This is a genomic window from Williamsia sp. z34 (assembly GCF_059553395.1).
Genome location: NZ_JCANWW010000006.1, coordinates 95,044 through 110,068 on the forward strand (window position 1 = coordinate 95,044; position 15,025 = coordinate 110,068).

The 15,025-nt window shown below is 63.2% G+C and carries 18 protein-coding genes; 13 read left to right on the plus strand and 5 right to left on the minus strand.

Translation table 11 applies throughout. The features are described from left to right. Positions 1-2 precede the first annotated feature (2 nt). Positions 3-923, minus strand: coding sequence for a TIGR03564 family F420-dependent LLM class oxidoreductase (locus AC51GT_RS16240; RefSeq protein ID WP_496329418.1), 921 nt, complete (start codon positions 921-923; stop codon positions 3-5). A 131-nt stretch (positions 924-1,054) separates the two neighbouring features. Here AC51GT_RS16240 and AC51GT_RS16245 point away from each other — a divergent pair, with 131 nt between their 5' ends. From AC51GT_RS16245 to AC51GT_RS16275, 7 genes are all read left to right on the plus strand, one after another. Continuing rightward, entirely contained in the window at positions 1,055-1,681 is a 627-nt protein-coding gene (locus AC51GT_RS16245; protein ID WP_496329419.1) for a vitamin K epoxide reductase family protein, read from the plus strand. 101 nt (positions 1,682-1,782) lie between these two features. Continuing rightward, the gene (locus AC51GT_RS16250) at positions 1,783-2,430 is read left to right on the plus strand and encodes a TetR family transcriptional regulator (protein WP_496329420.1); all 648 of its coding nucleotides are present in this window, start codon (positions 1,783-1,785) and stop codon (positions 2,428-2,430) included. Positions 2,431-2,579: 149 nt separating this feature from the next. Then, on the plus strand, positions 2,580-4,124 hold the full coding sequence (locus AC51GT_RS16255; protein ID WP_496329421.1) for an HNH endonuclease signature motif containing protein: 1,545 nt from the start codon (positions 2,580-2,582) through the stop codon (positions 4,122-4,124). Between the two features lie 335 nt (positions 4,125-4,459). Next, positions 4,460-5,992, plus strand: a complete 1,533-nt coding sequence (locus AC51GT_RS16260) for a nitric oxide reductase activation protein NorD (protein WP_496329422.1) — start codon at positions 4,460-4,462, stop codon at positions 5,990-5,992. Positions 5,993-6,012: 20 nt separating this feature from the next. Beyond that, on the plus strand, positions 6,013-6,819 hold the full coding sequence (locus AC51GT_RS16265) for a CbbQ/NirQ/NorQ/GpvN family protein (protein WP_496329423.1): 807 nt from the start codon (positions 6,013-6,015) through the stop codon (positions 6,817-6,819). A gap of 142 nt (positions 6,820-6,961) precedes the next feature. Further along, positions 6,962-7,687, plus strand: a complete 726-nt coding sequence (locus AC51GT_RS16270; RefSeq protein WP_496329424.1) for a hypothetical protein — start codon at positions 6,962-6,964, stop codon at positions 7,685-7,687. A 31-nt stretch (positions 7,688-7,718) separates the two neighbouring features. Continuing rightward, a complete protein-coding gene (locus AC51GT_RS16275) occupies positions 7,719-8,138 on the plus strand; it encodes a hypothetical protein (protein ID WP_496329425.1) in 420 nt (139 codons plus the stop codon). A 129-nt stretch (positions 8,139-8,267) separates the two neighbouring features. Here AC51GT_RS16275 and AC51GT_RS16280 read toward each other — a convergent pair whose 3' ends face one another. Together AC51GT_RS16280 and AC51GT_RS16285 are read right to left on the minus strand one after the other, a co-directional pair. Continuing rightward, the gene (locus tag AC51GT_RS16280; RefSeq protein ID WP_496329426.1) at positions 8,268-8,867 is read right to left on the minus strand and encodes a carboxymuconolactone decarboxylase family protein; all 600 of its coding nucleotides are present in this window, start codon (positions 8,865-8,867) and stop codon (positions 8,268-8,270) included. A gap of 78 nt (positions 8,868-8,945) precedes the next feature. Next, complete coding sequence (locus tag AC51GT_RS16285) at positions 8,946-9,779, minus strand: TauD/TfdA dioxygenase family protein (protein WP_496329427.1); 834 nt, start codon at positions 9,777-9,779, stop codon at positions 8,946-8,948. A gap of 89 nt (positions 9,780-9,868) precedes the next feature. Here AC51GT_RS16285 and AC51GT_RS16290 point away from each other — a divergent pair, with 89 nt between their 5' ends. Then, positions 9,869-10,450 (plus strand): TetR/AcrR family transcriptional regulator, encoded by a 582-nt coding sequence (locus tag AC51GT_RS16290; protein ID WP_496329428.1) that lies wholly within the window; start codon positions 9,869-9,871, stop codon positions 10,448-10,450. Between the two features lie 54 nt (positions 10,451-10,504). Here the strand turns inward: AC51GT_RS16290 and AC51GT_RS16295 are convergent, their stop codons facing one another. Next, positions 10,505-11,041: a hypothetical protein gene (locus tag AC51GT_RS16295; protein WP_496324795.1), complete on the minus strand. Its 537-nt coding sequence runs from the start codon at positions 11,039-11,041 to the stop codon at positions 10,505-10,507. Between the two features lie 507 nt (positions 11,042-11,548). Here AC51GT_RS16295 and AC51GT_RS16300 point away from each other — a divergent pair. From AC51GT_RS16300 to AC51GT_RS16310, 3 genes are all read left to right on the plus strand, one after another. After that, a complete protein-coding gene (locus AC51GT_RS16300; protein WP_496325052.1) occupies positions 11,549-11,812 on the plus strand; it encodes a DUF6480 family protein in 264 nt (87 codons plus the stop codon). A 322-nt stretch (positions 11,813-12,134) separates the two neighbouring features. Further along, positions 12,135-12,578: a DUF6325 family protein gene (locus AC51GT_RS16305; RefSeq protein ID WP_496324796.1), complete on the plus strand. Its 444-nt coding sequence runs from the start codon at positions 12,135-12,137 to the stop codon at positions 12,576-12,578. 21 nt (positions 12,579-12,599) lie between these two features. Next, entirely contained in the window at positions 12,600-12,878 is a 279-nt protein-coding gene (locus AC51GT_RS16310; RefSeq protein WP_496324797.1) for an SHOCT domain-containing protein, read from the plus strand. 69 nt (positions 12,879-12,947) lie between these two features. On the opposite strand, the gene AC51GT_RS16315 is transcribed toward AC51GT_RS16310, so the two are convergent. Then, positions 12,948-13,505, minus strand: a complete 558-nt coding sequence (locus AC51GT_RS16315; RefSeq protein WP_496329429.1) for a hypothetical protein — start codon at positions 13,503-13,505, stop codon at positions 12,948-12,950. Between the two features lie 174 nt (positions 13,506-13,679). Between AC51GT_RS16315 and AC51GT_RS16320 the strand changes: the two genes are divergently transcribed. Beyond that, a complete protein-coding gene (locus AC51GT_RS16320) occupies positions 13,680-14,540 on the plus strand; it encodes an LLM class F420-dependent oxidoreductase (RefSeq protein ID WP_496329430.1) in 861 nt (286 codons plus the stop codon). Positions 14,541-14,627: 87 nt separating this feature from the next. Then, positions 14,628-15,014 (plus strand): ankyrin repeat domain-containing protein, encoded by a 387-nt coding sequence (locus AC51GT_RS16325; RefSeq protein WP_496324800.1) that lies wholly within the window; start codon positions 14,628-14,630, stop codon positions 15,012-15,014. The last annotated feature ends 11 nt before the right edge of the window (positions 15,015-15,025 follow it).

Sequence of the window (15,025 nt, forward strand, 5' to 3'; positions counted from 1 at the left end):
CGCTACCCGGCTGACGCCAGCTCGCGGAGCAGGTCACGGGTGCGCCGCATCGATCCTCGGGGATCGGGACCCACCGGCGTGATGGCCGCCCACACATCGGTGGCACCCGAATCGATGAGGTTCTGCAGTTGCAGGCGAACCGATTCTTCGTTGCCGACGATGGCGATCTCAGCCGCATCGGTGGCACCCCCGGCACTGATGACGCGCTGGTAGTTGGGCATTCCGGCATACATGCCCGACGTCGCGGCCACGGCGGCGCGAGCTTCCTCGACGTCGTCGTGAACCGCCAGCGGCAATCCCGCCACGATCCGGGGAGCCGGCCGGCCCGCCTGTGCAGCCGCAGCACTGATGGCCGGGGCGATCTGCGATTCGATGACCTTCGCCGAGGCCATCCACAGCACGGTCCCATCGGCGTACTGCCCTGCCACCCGCAGCAACCGGGGTGACATGGCGGAAAGCAGCACCGGTACCTGATGTTTGACCGCTGTCATCCGCCCGGCGCTCTTGGCGGTCCAGTCCTCTCCACGGAAATCGACGTCCTCGCCGTGCAGCAGCGCGGCGATGATCTGGATGTACTCCTCGGTATTGCGCCCGGGTCGCTCGTACGACAGCCCGTAGACGTCCTCGATGAGAGGTCCGTGGGACGGCCCCAACCCCAGGGTGAAACCGGGTCGTCCCATCGCCTCGGCGACCGCGGCAACACGGTTGGCCTGCAGCAGTGGATGGATCGGATAGGTCTGGAGGACAGCGGTTCCCAGCTCGATCGAGGCGGTGGCCCGGCCCGCCACCGCCAGTGCGGCAAGGGGATCACCCGCGACGGTGCTGGCGTACCAGAGGGAGGTGAAACCGTCCGCCTCGGCCCGCTCGGCCTGCTGGACGATCTTGTCTGTCGACGAAGCCCCGCCGGTCAATCCAATTCGCATAACTCTGCCAACCTGCCTGTTGAAGGTGATCCCGCCAGCCTATACGACTGTATGGCATCCTCCCGCACCCCGACCGGCTCGCCTGCAGGGTCAGCGTAGATTCGTGGCATGAACGGCGAGGCGATGTGGCGATGACAGCGACAGACGTGTCCACTTCGGACAGCACCGACGACGCACCACCGGTCCTGTTCCCTCGACTACTCCCCTGGATCCTCGGCATCTGCGCGGTCCTCGGGCTGGCGGCGTCGTTCACCTTGACCGTCGAGAAGTTCGAGCTGACGGCGAACCCGGACTACGTGACCAGTTGCGATATCAGCCCGGTATTGAATTGCGGCTCGATCATGGACACGTCCCAGGCGGCGCTCTTCGGCTTTCCGAACTCGCTGATCGGACTCATCGGATTCTCGGCCCTGCTGGCGATCGCCGTCATGATGGGACGTAAACCGTCTGCCCTGGTGATGCTCGGCATGCAGGTCGGGCTGACCGCCGGCGTCGTCTTCGTGCACTGGCTTATCTTCCAGAGCCTTTACCGCATCGACGCGTTGTGCCCGTATTGCATGGTCGTCTGGGTGGTGACCATCGTTGCCTTCTGCTACGTGAGCCTGCGCAATGCCGACGACCACGTCCCCGACGGTTTCGGGCGGACGATGGTGAACGCGGCCCTGAGCATCCATTCATTGATCCCGGTCGTGTGGATTCTCGTGATCGCCGGCCTGATCGGACAGCATTTCTGGTGGTACTGGTCGACGCTGATCTGACACCGAGCGGTCAAGCGCCCGCCCAGATCAGACCACCACCGCGATCGGGTTCGCGGTGGAGAACAACCGCACACGCGTGATCGCAACCTAGACTCGGACAGATGACGGGTCACGGCAACGCTGCGGAGAAGAAACCAGAACGACCGACCCCGGACAAGCCGAATGGGCGTGCGGCACAGCGCCTCGAGACACGTCGACGGATCTTCGATGCAGCGGTGGCCGAGTTCAAACGAACCGGCGTGGCCGACGCGGATGTCGGTGCCATCGTGGCTGCAGCAGGCGTCGCACGCGGCACGTTCTACTTCCATTTCCCCAACAAAGAGCACGTACTCATCGAGATCGAGAACGCCGAGGTTGCCAGGGCAGCACGAGATCTCGAGCGATTCATCGCCAAGTCGACCGATTTGTCCGCAGTGTTCTATGAGACCGTCCGCCTGACGAAATCAGCGAAGCGCAGGCTGGGAAAGAAGCTGTTCCGGGACGTCCTGGCCCTCTACTTCTCCCCCACCCGACCACAGCTCGATCCCGCCCCCGCCAAGGGACTGTCCGTCATCGAACTGGTCATCACGCAGATCGAACAGGCCCGCGATCGTGGTGAGATCTATGCCGACGCCGACCCCGCACACAGCGCACTCTTTTTCTTCCTCGGCCTCTACGCCTACCTGACCGTGAGTCACGAAGGACCACAGGATCCCCACGCACTCGACCAGTACGTGGCCGGCGTGATGAGAGGCCTCGAACCCCGCTGACCGACTGCGCGATTGCCCAGCTCCGTGCGCGACACGTTGCCCCCGCAGGAGTGCTCAAGCACAGAGCCTGTTACTCGAACAAACATTCGACACATTGGGATTTCCGGTGTATCCTGATCGCAAGCGTTTGATCAGATGTGCTGGGGGGCATGATGACTGACGATCCACCTGTTGACTCTTCGGTTGATTCCTCGCCGGTTCCGGTACTGGTGCGCAAGTACCTCGAGTTGGAGTTGCTCGTTGCCGATATCGCGGACTGCGCTGATTCCGATATGTCTGGCGCGGAAGTCAATGAGCTTGTGCGGGTGCATGAACGGATCGCCCGTAAGTTTGAGTTCACCGGGTTGCGTCACCTGTTGAGGGTCTCGGATCGGTCATCGTTTACCGAAGCCGGGTATTCGTCACTGTTCGGTTTCACCCGTAGCGAGTTGCGGCTGACCAAAGGGCAAACCATGTCCCGGATCCGGGCCCTGGAGGCGGTCGGCCGATTCCACACGATGCAGGGTGAGGAGTTGGCGCCGAAATGCCCTGCCGCCGAGCAGGCGTGGTCGAAAGGTTTGATCGGGGCGGCGCACATGGATGTCATGCTCGACGTGCGCAAACAGATCCCGTCGGCCTCGGATCCGGCAGTCTATGACGTGGTCGATCACTGGATGACCGAAGAAGCCGTCGGCCAAGATCCCACCCAACTGACCGCCGCCGGTCGCGCGGTGTTGGCCCGGGTCGACCCCGACGGCCGGTTGACCGACGACACCGATCGGGCCCGCAAACGCTCGCTGGGTATCGGGGATCAGGGGGTGGATCTGATGGCCAAGATCACCGGCACCCTCGACCCCGAAACCCTCGCCCTGTTGCGGACGGTGATGGACGTGTGGGCGGCGCCGGGGATGAACAACCCGGCCGACCCCAACTCGCCGACCGGTGCGTCCGATGATCCGAAACAGGACAAAGAGTTGATCAGGGCTGCGGCCGAGCGGGATACCCGTTCGAAAGGCCAACAATGTCACGACGCGCTCAAGGCGATCCTCAAGACGATTCTGGAGTGCAACCTGCTGGGTAAGTCGCATCGGGGTTTGCCGGCCCAGTTGGTCATCACGATGACCAAAGAGCAACTTGACGAGTGTGCCGGGATCGCCAGAACGGCGTCGGGAGTCGATATTCCGGTCAACGAGGCCCTGAATTTGGCGGCGCGGTCGGACAAATATCTGGCCGTGTTCGCTGACCACAGTGCTGAGGTGTTGCATCTCGGCCGGACCAAACGCACTGCGCAGAAGGGGCAACGTTTGGCGTTGTTCGTCCGGGATCGCGGTTGCTCGCATCCTGGATGTACCAATCCGGCGACCTGGGTCGAGGCCCATCATCTACTTGCCTGGATCAACGGGGGCCTGACCGACATCAACATGATGGGATCAGCCTGCCCACCGCACCACAAACTCATCGGTGACGGACCGCATCAGTGGCAAACAATCATGATCACCGAAGGCCCCGACACGGGTCGGGTCGGCTGGATACCGCCGGCGTCGGTGGATCCGGAAAGAAAACCGCGGGTCAACCGAGCCCAACACGTCAACGAAACCTTGGCAGCAGCCTGGGAGAAGGTTCTGGCCGATCGCCGGGCGGTGTTGGCCGAAAAGCTGGCGGAACTGACCGACGACGAATCTGACATCCCACCAGATCCCGGTTGCGTCGAATAACCGTCACTGAAAGCACGTTTCGGGCAACAAGGTGGTCAAACGCAGAGTCGGAAGTGCGGCCACCGCGACGACAGGCGTGCGCTGCGTCTGACCCGCCAACTCCACCCATTGACACTTTTCATTGACATCAGTCAGCGAACTGGTCTAGAACTGACATATCCGCCGAGATCGAGATGGGGTCCTGGATATGTGGCTGGACATTCTGCGACTGGTGGTCGCTTGGAGTGCGATGGGCGCCGTGATCGCGTTTTGGTATTGGGTCATGAAGAACATCGGTACGTTCTGATGGCCATCCTCGGCGGAGCGAAAATAGCTGGCGACGCGACTGATTCACGATGAACGCGACGCCGATCCCAGCTGCGCTGCGCCTCGAGCGCAGCTGCGGCCTGACTGCCGTTGCCTTCTCGGGGCGACGCCGGAGCGGTGCCCGACTGATGTCAGGCGAGCATCGAACGTTCGGACTCAACCGCCTTCAGGACATCGTCACGGTGCCCTACCCGCCGATCTTGACGGATTGGACAACACGAACGCTGACCTGCGGTGTCGCACTGCAGTGTTCGCCGTCCAAAGACGACATCGGACGCTATCCGCTTCACGAACTCTCAACTCGTGAGCTCGCGGCATTGTCCATCGTCGAGGCCGGGGTCGCGCTGCGCTGGATCGCTGACCACTGGCCCGGACTGGTAGCGGAACTAGATCGCGTCCTGACCGGACTATCGGTTGCGGACAGCGCTTTCGACGCCACCGACATGCTCCGGCGTGCGGACATGATGGCCAGATCGCGCGAGAGAATCGACCCGCACCCGCTTCTGGGACAACTACCGCTCCGGGCTCCGGCCGGCCGCGGCCTGGCTACCGCGGTCAAGAGGGCGCACAGCCGGATGCCGTGGACTTCTCCCCGCAGCGATGCCCAGCGACTGCTGTCAATCCCGGTCGGGGGTGAAGGCGGAGTGCGTAATTCGAACCTTCCACCACCGAGTCGCCCCGAGGACGAGGACATCGAGATCCGGCCGGACCAGCGGGTGGGTATCCCATACCCCGAGTGGAACGCATGGCGCGAGAGCTTCCTCGTCGACCATGTTGCGGTGCTGGAACGAAAGCACCGGGGTACCGGCCGGCCGGGGTCACCGGTGTCGACAGATCTACGGCGGTGGTTCGCCGAACACACCCACCGATCGATCAGGAGTCGGCTAGAGGACGGATCCGACCTCGACATCGACTCGTACGTCAGCCACCACATCGATCTGATCACCGGAGAAGCCGGCGAGCCCCGAGTGTTCCGGGAGCTGTTGCCCATGTCGCGAGACGTGACCACCGCTCTGCTCCTCGATGGCAGCTCCTCACTCGGAATTCGCCGTGGCGAGGTCTTCGAGTTGGAACTGGCCTGTGCAGACGCACTTTCGCGCGCGATGATGCTTGCCCGAGAACGCCACGGAGTGTTCGTCTTCAGCGGTAACACCCGCCACCGCGTGGAGGTGAACTGCCTCAAGGACTTCGACGACACACACGTGGTCGTTCCGAGCGGTTCCGGCCTGGCAACCGGTGGCTATACCCGGCTCGGCGCCCCTATCCGACACCTCACGAGCCGCCTGCTGACCCAGCCCTGCGAGCGGCGACTACTCATCGTCATCGGCGACGGACTGATCTCCGACGAGGGTTATGAGGGGCGATATGCCTGGGCCGACGTCGCACACGCCCTCGAAGAGGCCGACGAGGCCGGGATATCGGTCTACTACATCGGTGTCGGTCCGGCCCGAGTCGATCCACTGCCCGAAGTCTTTGGCCCCCGACGTTCCCAGCGAATCCGACAGGTCGAACAACTCCCCCGCGTGCTGGCCCATGTTCACCGAGAACTCGTCAGCACCTGACCGATTGGAGCACAAAGACATTGACCACCGACCTCTATCTCCCCACCGGCAGCGAAATCGAGATGTTCGAGCGCGCCTTCGGCCAACAGCTTCCGGTGATGCTGACCGGCCCCACCGGTTGCGGTAAGACCCGGTTCGTCGAGCACATGGGCGAACTGCTGGGCACTGCCGTCGTCACCATCAGCTGCCACGATGATCTCACCAGTTCGGACCTCGTCGGGCGATTCATGGTCACCGGTGGTGACGTGCTGTGGACTGATGGCCCACTGACCCGTGCGGTGAAGGAGGGTGCGATCTGCTACCTCGACGAAGTGGTTGAAGCCCGTCACGATTCGCTCGCGATCCTGCATTCGCTGACCGACCACCGCCGGGCCCTGTATCTCGACCGCGCCAACGAAGTCGTCCAGGCACCGCAGTCGTTCATGGTCGTCTGCTCCTACAACCCGGCGTACCGCAGCTCACTCAAGGATCTCAAACCTTCTTTCCGACAACGGTTTGTGACCCTGCCGATGCACTACCTCCCACCCGAGCGCGAAGCCGCCGTCCTGGTGGCCGAAGCCGGCATAGATATCGCCGCGGCCAACCGACTTGTCCGCTGCGCCAACAGCATCCGCGAGGCGGACGAGGTATACCACTTTGAACCACCGTCGACGCGTGTGCTGGTTACCGCTGCAAGGCTCATCGCCGCGGGAGCGTCCGAGATGCAGGCCGCCGAGGCATCGATCCTGGCACCGCTGAGCACCGACGGCGCCATCAGCAGCGGCCTCAAAGAAGTCGCCGCGGCAAGTCTGAGGGCCACCGAATACCAAGACTCACAATCATATTGATCGAGGGAGCGGTTCATGAACGAACAGGACAGGCGGCGCAAACGGGCGCTGATCGTCTTCCAGATCTTCGTATACGGCTTCCTGCTGTCACAGTTCTTGATCCAGCTCTATATGTACACCGTTCGGGATTGGTAGGCCGGCAATGAATCTCCCTTCGATCAACCTGCGGCGCGAAAAGAGCACAGGCAATACCTCCACCTCCACCTCCTACGACGAACATCAGGACGACTCGCGGCGTGCACAACGCGAAGCCGATTGGTGGCTCACCATCGGGACGCTGCTGATGGGAACGCTGGTCCTCGGAATCTTCGGTCTGCCCGTCTTCCTGCGCGGCGTGTGGCTCCAACGACGCGCACAACTCGAAGGCCTGTCGGTCCGGCCGATCCTCGTCACACTGATCGGTTACCTGGTGATCCTCGACGCCGCGCTCAACAGCCTCGGCTGGGCACTCGACCTGATCGCAAACCACACCCTGATCAACCGCGTGATCCTCACCGCCTGGGGAAACATGTTCGACGCGGGTTACTTCTGGCATTACAACGAACTGTGGATCGGCGGCGCGGGCGGCCCGGGTGAAAAGGGTTGGGAGGTGGCCCTGATGCTCACCGTCTTCCCGATGCGTATAGCGGCCGGCATCGCCTTCCTACAGATGAAGCGCTGGGGCCACCAATGGATGATCGTCACCTGCTGGTTCGGGGTGGTCATCTGGATCGGCTACACGTTCAACATGACGATGTACGCCGATGTGCGTTACTCGGGGGTGGTGCTCCCGGTGATCGGCTGGTGGCTGTACGACATCTTCTACATCACCCCGTTTTTGGCGATCCCCTACCTGCACACGGTGAATCGAGAGATCTTCACCGACTGAGTGCCCATCCAACCGCCAGAAGGAGGACATCATGTCCACAGAGTCCCCGAAATCTCCATCATCCGGCGAGTCACCCGACGAGGACCTGCCACTGGGCACAACGCCCCCCTATGCCCGCATGCACAGGTTCATCAAACGAGGAGTGTTCGTCTGCCTTTTCGCCCTCGTCATCGAAGGCGCGTTCACCGTTCCGGCACTGGCGATCTGGTATGGCTACCCCACCCTGTCGTTCCAGGAGATCTGCAGCGAGATGTTGAAGGTCCGCTACTCCGATGACACCCTCGAATGTGAGTACCCGTACCCGCTGTTCGGACCACCCGAAGGTGCCGGCCAACAGACCGCCGAAGACGAGTGGGGCGTCCAGCCGAAACCTGGCTGGGACCCGATCGGCTTCCGCGAACTCGTCCGAAACCACGAGGAACGCGAAGCCCGCGAGGCCACCGGAAACTAGTCGCGCCCCACCGTCGACCGTGCCGATATCACCGTTGACCGTGCCAAAGTTTCTACCGCACAGGCAGTTTCGGCACGCTCGACGGTTTCTTTGGCACGCTCGACGGTGATATCGGCACGGTCGGCGGGGTCAGGTTGCGCCAAAGCCGGCCCGCTTCAACAGATCTGGTATGTCGGAGTCGATCTCGAGTTCCAGTGACTTGAACAGCCGCGCCAACGTGTCGTATGCACCAACGGTGAAGATCAGATCGAGAATCTGCCGGGTGTCCAGGTGCGCGACGAGCGTCTGCCAGGTCGCCGAGCCGATGCAACCGTCGCCGATAAGTTCATCAACGGCCGAGAGCATGGCAGCATCCAACTCGTCCCAGAAAGGCGCCGTGGGGCCGTAGGCGATTCGGCCGACCTCCTCATCGGTCAGCCCGGCATCGCGGGCCATGAAGAGGTGTTGAATCCACTCGTATCCCGAGTCGCGGACCGCTGCGACCCGCATGATGAGCAATTCACGTTGCCGCTCGGACAAAGTGGTCGCCATCAACAGGTGCCCATTGAAGGTGAAGAACGCCTGCGCCAAGGCCGGGTGGTGCGCGAGTGTCCCCAACGTATTGAGCGCTTTGGGCCGGTCCTGCGTAGGGGGCTGCGGATGCCGAGGGTTCGGCGGTGTCATCGCGGCGAGGGCCTGGCGCATCTCCTTCGGGAACTCACGAAGCGGTAAGGGCTCGATTCGCGCCATGTCAGGTCGTCCCTCCACTGTTCACCGGGATCAAGTGCCCGATCAGAACTCGCTGCGTGGTAGATCCGGTTGCCGCCACTACGAAACCGCCTCTTCGCCAACAAGAGTCGTCCGATGCATCAGCCGCCTCGACGTCGACTCATACGGCGTCGCCCGGTGGAGAAGGCCGGTGTTGTCCCACATCACGAGATCACCCACCCGCCAACGGTGACGCAGGACGAACTGCGGCTGCGTGGACCATTCCAGGACACTGTCCAGCAACGCCCGCCCATCTGTCGGGCTCAGACCGACGACTTCACCGGCCGTGGCGCCGATCAACAGTGAATGGCGTCCATCGCGGTGCTTCCAGACCAGCGGATGTTCGCGTGACGGAAGCCGGTCCCAGACGGCCTTCTCTTTGTCGGTGGCGTCGGGATGAACCAGTAGCTGCGCGGCGGCCATGCTGTGGACGACCCGGTAACCGGCCAGCTCGACCTTGCGGCTCTCCGGGAGCGCGTCGTACGCGGCGTAGGTACTCGCGAACTCCGTATCGCCGCCGTCGTCGGCGATCTCACGCGCCGCGAGCAACGCCGCCTTTTGTGGCACATCATCGGTCAGGCCGTCCACATGCCAGAAGATGGTGCTGCGGCGCATCGCGGCCAGCTTGCTCTTGGTGGGATCGAGGGTGATGGGTGAGACCTCCGGATGATCCGGCAGCCCACCGACTTTGCCCACCGCCACATCGCCCAGCATGCGGCTGAACGCGACCAGGTCGGCGTCACCGATGTGCGCCTCCCGGAAGACGACGACGCCGTGACGGGCCAGTAGCCGTAGCGACTCGGCAGCCGTCCCCGGATCGCTGAACATCGACGGCGACGCGTCGGTCACCTCGACACCGATCGATGGTGATATCTCGCTGGTGATCATGGCCATGTCCCTCCTGGTCGATGGGGGGAACACTAGGACCGATCAACCAATGTTGTCAATGACTACATTGATCGTTGATTGGTAGAGTCCCACGCATGGACAGGGCCTATCACCACGGAGATCTGCGGGCCGCCCTCCTTGTCGAAGCCGAAGGAATACTCCGAACGTCCGGCATCGAAGCCCTCTCGTTACGCGAACTGGCAAGGGCGGTCGGGGTGAGCCACGGAGCACCCCGCCGGCACTTCGACGACAAGGCGGCGCTGCTGGAATCGCTTGCCATCGAAGGATTTCGGCGACTGGGTGCCGCTCTCGAGACCGCGGCAGCACCTGACCATCGATCCTTCACGACCACGATGCACGACGTCGCGGTGGCGTTCGTCCGGTTTGCCACGAACAACCCGTCGTTGGTCGATCTGATGTCCACGTATCGGAGGGGCGACGTCTCGGACGAGCTACGGCATGTGCGCGCAGCAAGCTTTGCCCCGGCGGCCGCCATGATCGACCGCGGGCAATCGCAGGGTGAGCTCGTGGACGGAGCGCGAACGGTCGGAACCCTGTTCTTCGCCACGCTGCAAGGTATTTCCGTGATGGCGAACAACAAGACCATCGACCCGCTGGACGATCGGTTCATCACCGAGATCATCGATGCGCTTCTCCGGGGCCTGTCCCCGAAATGAGCATTCGCGAAATGATCTCACCCCGGACCGGATCACTGATCTATCGACCTGCGGCTAGTGCCCGAACGCCAACTTCAACGCGACGATCACCATGGCCAACGCCCCGAGACCGATCGCGGTCCAATGGGTTCTCGAGGTCACCCGCTCTCTGCGGATCCGCACGATCACGTAGCTGATCGTCGCGATGCGAAGAACCATGAACAGCTCAGCGATCAGTTGTGCGGTCCTCGGCTCGAACAGACCCACCACCGCAAGGGCGAGGATGAGACTGGGGATCACCGCCGCGATCAGGATCGGCAGGCTGTCGCGCAACTCCGCCAGCCGGTCCTCGCGGGTGGTTGTCGTATGTTCACGAACCGACCGGCCGACGAGTTCAGCGAAATAGTGCGCGATGAAGGTCGTGACGGCCGCACCGACGATGACCGCGATGCCGAACCTGTCGTGCGACTCCGTGACCGGGATCAGCGCCGCCAGCACCAGGATGTTGCCGTAGATGTAGGCGCTGATCCGGGCTGCCATCTGCTCGCGCGTCAACGAACTGCCGCCGACGAACGGTGTGCGGTTCACCAGCCGAAGAAATCTCTCCTTCATAGCGGGAAGCATGGCATACCCCGGTGGTCACCATCTCGACAAACGCCCGAGCCTCCCACAGCGTCGGTGAGTTGGTCGCTGATCGATCCGTGGCGGAATCGGTAGCTCCGGCGAGTCGAAAACCGCCTGCGGTCCCCGGATTTCGTGGATTCTCGCGTTGCGCCGCCAGGATCATCCGCGCGTGGTCTCGCACTCTGCATGCCAAAACCCGGATGGGTCCAAAAGGCCGTTCTGGCAGACATCGCCGTGTCCGCGTCGGACGGGATCGACGGCGCGGTTTCAGCAGGCATCACCCTCACGAAAAAGAAGCGCAGCACCTCACGGTTCGCGTTCCCGATCTGTTGTCCACGCACTCCGCGCCGGCCTCGCGCGACGTCATCGGTCAGGCCGAAGGCATGATCGTGGAGGGATTCACCGTCGATGCCGCACAGGCTGAGCAACGCCGTGACCCCGATCGCTTGGTTCATCGCTGACAAATTGGGTACGTCGTACTGGAACACACACACGATGGATCGTTGGGAGGACCACGTGAACGACCTACCTGATAGTGGTACAGACCCGGAGCGCACGCCAGGGTTGGAGGGCGCCACCGGCGTCGAACCGGGGGCGACACCCCCGGAGGCGTCACAGACGTCTGGAGTGTCAGAACACGAGCCCCGGACCTCACGACACTTCCCGCCGACGGGCGTTGCGACCATCGCCGGCGTGATCGTTTTCGTCGTCATCTTTCTGGTCGTCGCAGTAACCCTCATCGTCATGATGGTTGCTTGACACTGATTTCCTGAAACAGCGGGTGATTGACGACGCTGCGCAAAGAAAACCGAACGTGGGCTGCTCCCAGGCCCCGGCTCGAGGGCTCCGAGACCGCGAATCCGTAGACCCGGGTGGTCGGATGCGATCGGGGTTCAATGCGTCTGAAAGAGGTACGCACCGGTATCGGTGCCCAGGACAGCTGAGCCCGGTCGGCGACCCCCGGCCTGCAGAGATCTCATCCAAAACAGGTGAGGTCCGGTCGGCGGAGCCCGCGCACAATCGATTCGGCAGCACTCGCCACGTGGGCGCGGTGCACCCCGATCGATCGGAGAACCCGACCATGACCGAACTTGATTTCGATGACCTCGGCCCAGTTGATTATCTGGTGATCGAGTTCCCGGCCGATCGCACTCCCGATGGCTCAGCGCTTCCGCTGCTCGTCGATCTCGTGGAACGCGAGGTGATCCGGGTCCTGGATCTGACGTTCGTCCGCAAGGAACTCGATGGGTCGGTGAGCGGCGTGGCCATCGAGGATTTCGGACTGACCGGCGACTTCGACGTCACCCTGTTCGCCGAGGCGACGTCCGGTCTCATCGACCGCACCGACCTCGACGAGGCCGCCTCGGTCCTGCAACCGGGATGCTCAGGCGCCGTCCTGATCTACGAAAATCGTTGGGCCGCACCCTTCGCCGCCAGGTTACGACACAACGGCGCGCAACTGGTCGCCTCCGGACGGATCCAAACCCAAGCCATCTTGGCTTCCCTCGACGCGCTGGACGCCTGAACCGAAAGGCCAAGGAACATCATGCCCGGACTACTTCGCGGAGTCGCCCGCACTGCTGTCATCGCCGGAACCGCAACCTCGGTGTCCAACCGGGTCTCACGGCGTCAAGGTCAGCGTTGGGCCGAACAGGCCCAACCACAACAGCAGCCCCCGCAACAACCCCAGTACGCGCCGCCACCGCCCGCGGCGCCTCCTGTCGACCGGATCGGCGCCCTGCAGCAACTCGGCGAACTCAAGGCCCAGGGCGTCCTCACCGAGGCCGAGTTCGCCGCCGAGAAGGCCAAGATCCTCAACAGCTGACCGCGAATCCCGTTGACTGCGCGAGCAAACGGGCTGGGACCATCCGGCATTCCAGTTCGGCGCGTAGACCTATTTCCTCATCCGATGACGGAAGATTCTTCTTCGTGAGCCTGTCGCACCCTCGCGTCTCCGCACGGAGCCGATGTAGTCGCCGAGGAGGGCGAGTTCCGTGCCGTCAGCAGGCGTCGCCGTACCGTTGCGTGTTTTGCGCAGCAACTTGTTGTAGTCCTCCACTGCCGCCGCCTGCTGTTCCGGGTTCCACGTCGACCATGGACGTTGCCCGTCGTGCGCTGCGCGCCAGTTGTAGGCACCGCCACGGTCACCGCCACGCAGGGTCGCAAGCACCTGGGCGGTCAAACTCCGCAAGATGTAAGCCAATCCGCCGTTCTGGTACTGCCAGACATGCACCATCTCGTGGATGAGTATCTGTCTGCCTCGCCGGGTCAGTTCGAGGCCATCTCCGTCGAAGAGTCCCCACGCCGCCTTGAGATGGATCGTCGTACCCAGGGTGACCGGCGACCCCATCGCAAACAGGCTGCCACGGGTGAGGCGAATCGCGCTGTAGTCGAGGCTGTCGGCGAAAACATCGCGCGCATAGTCGATCTCGCTGGTGGTCAACGACCGCATCTCGCACCGAGATCCGCGGGCGTTTCGCCGTGTTGTCGGGCACCCGTTCATTATCCGGACAAAGTGCCCGATGTGGGGACCCGGCTCCAAATCGTCGGGTCGTTCCGATAGCGTGCACAGGCAGCGACCGATAACACCGACGGCGCCCGGATGGCGTCGGACGAGGAGGCAGTCATGCAGCTCAATGGGGTAGGCGTCTGGAGTTCACAGTTGCGCTACGGCGATCCTGCCGAATCCGCAGAAGCTGCCGCCGAACTGGAGTCACTGGGATACACCGCGCTGTGGATACCCGACGTCGGCGGGCCGGTGTTCGACTCCGTCGGCAATCTCCTACAGGCAACCAACGAGACGGTGGTGGCCACGGGCATCCTCAACCTCTGGATGCATGAGCCGGCGGATGTGGCCACCGATTACCACCGCATGGTCGGTGAGTACGGCGACCGTCTCTTGCTCGGCATCGGTGTCAGCCACGCGCCACTGATCGACGCCAGTGAGCCGGGCCGTTACAAGAAGCCGCTGGCTGCGACCAAGGCGTATCTCGAGGCGATCGACGCGACCGAGCAGCCGGTCCCCCTCGATCGACGGGTACTCGCCGCGCTGGGGCCAAAGATGTTGCACCTGTCGGCAACTCGCGCCAACGGATCCCATCCGTACCTGGTCACCCCCGATTTCACCGCGCAAGCCCGAGAAGCACTCGGCTCGGGGCCACTGCTCCTTCCCGAGCAAACCGCCATCTTGACCAACGATCGTGACCAGGCGCGCGCCATCGGCACCGAGTGGCTCCGCAATTACCTCGGGCTTCCCAACTACGCGAACAATCTCCTGCGGTCAGGATTCACCCAGGAAGACCTCGACACCGTCAGTGACCGGGTCTTCGACGCGATCATCGCCTGGGGCGACGAAGAGACCATCCTCCGCCGGGTCCGAGAACATCATGCCGCCGGCGCCGACCACGTGTGCGTGCAAGTTCTCGATGCCGACCCGAAGGCCTACCCTCGCGAGCAGTGGCGCCGCGTGGCAGCTGCCTTGAACTGACCGGGTCGCCAGACCGACTCCGACGACCCGGTGTTGTTTGCGCTGCCACTGGGTACTCCGCGGCATGCCCACAACCAGGAGGACAGCGTGAATCTCACGGAGCAAGAACTCGAACTGTTTCGGAGCGCCTTCGATTGGGCGCGTGGCGGCGACAGCGCCGCCTTGCAGTCGTTCCTCGACATCGGTGGGCCGGTCAATCTGACCAACGACCGCGGGGACACGCTGCTCATCCTCGCGGCGTATTACAGCCATACCGAGGCTGTCGAGGTCCTACTCGCCGCGGGCGCCGACGTCGAGCGGGTCAACGACAACGGGCAGACAGCCCTGGGATCGGCGGTGTTCCGTCGATGCGAACCCGCCGTCCGGGCCTTGCTCGCCGCCGGGGCCGACCCGCACGGAGGGGCTCGGTCAGCGGTGTCCGTCGCCGAGTTCTTTCAACTCGACGACATGACCACCCTGCTGACCGAGCCCTGATCCGCCGAAGG

Excerpts from the sequence above, each read along its gene's own strand:
- AC51GT_RS16240 (WP_496329418.1), bottom strand. The coding sequence starts at position 923 with ATGCGAATTGGATTGACCGGCGGGGCTTCGTCGACAGACAAGATCGTC.
- AC51GT_RS16245 (WP_496329419.1), top strand. The coding sequence starts at position 1,055 with ATGACAGCGACAGACGTGTCCACTTCGGACAGCACCGACGACGCACCA.
- AC51GT_RS16250 (WP_496329420.1), top strand. The coding sequence starts at position 1,783 with ATGACGGGTCACGGCAACGCTGCGGAGAAGAAACCAGAACGACCGACC.
- AC51GT_RS16255 (WP_496329421.1), top strand. The coding sequence starts at position 2,580 with ATGATGACTGACGATCCACCTGTTGACTCTTCGGTTGATTCCTCGCCG.
- AC51GT_RS16260 (WP_496329422.1), top strand. The coding sequence starts at position 4,460 with ATGAACGCGACGCCGATCCCAGCTGCGCTGCGCCTCGAGCGCAGCTGC.
- AC51GT_RS16270 (WP_496329424.1), top strand. The coding sequence starts at position 6,962 with ATGAATCTCCCTTCGATCAACCTGCGGCGCGAAAAGAGCACAGGCAAT.
- AC51GT_RS16275 (WP_496329425.1), top strand. The coding sequence starts at position 7,719 with ATGTCCACAGAGTCCCCGAAATCTCCATCATCCGGCGAGTCACCCGAC.
- AC51GT_RS16280 (WP_496329426.1), bottom strand. The coding sequence starts at position 8,867 with ATGGCGCGAATCGAGCCCTTACCGCTTCGTGAGTTCCCGAAGGAGATG.
- AC51GT_RS16285 (WP_496329427.1), bottom strand. The coding sequence starts at position 9,779 with ATGGCCATGATCACCAGCGAGATATCACCATCGATCGGTGTCGAGGTG.
- AC51GT_RS16290 (WP_496329428.1), top strand. The coding sequence starts at position 9,869 with ATGGACAGGGCCTATCACCACGGAGATCTGCGGGCCGCCCTCCTTGTC.
- AC51GT_RS16295 (WP_496324795.1), bottom strand. The coding sequence starts at position 11,041 with ATGAAGGAGAGATTTCTTCGGCTGGTGAACCGCACACCGTTCGTCGGC.
- AC51GT_RS16300 (WP_496325052.1), top strand. The coding sequence starts at position 11,549 with ATGGATCGTTGGGAGGACCACGTGAACGACCTACCTGATAGTGGTACA.
- AC51GT_RS16305 (WP_496324796.1), top strand. The coding sequence starts at position 12,135 with ATGACCGAACTTGATTTCGATGACCTCGGCCCAGTTGATTATCTGGTG.
- AC51GT_RS16310 (WP_496324797.1), top strand. The coding sequence starts at position 12,600 with ATGCCCGGACTACTTCGCGGAGTCGCCCGCACTGCTGTCATCGCCGGA.
- AC51GT_RS16315 (WP_496329429.1), bottom strand. The coding sequence starts at position 13,505 with ATGCGGTCGTTGACCACCAGCGAGATCGACTATGCGCGCGATGTTTTC.
- AC51GT_RS16320 (WP_496329430.1), top strand. The coding sequence starts at position 13,680 with ATGCAGCTCAATGGGGTAGGCGTCTGGAGTTCACAGTTGCGCTACGGC.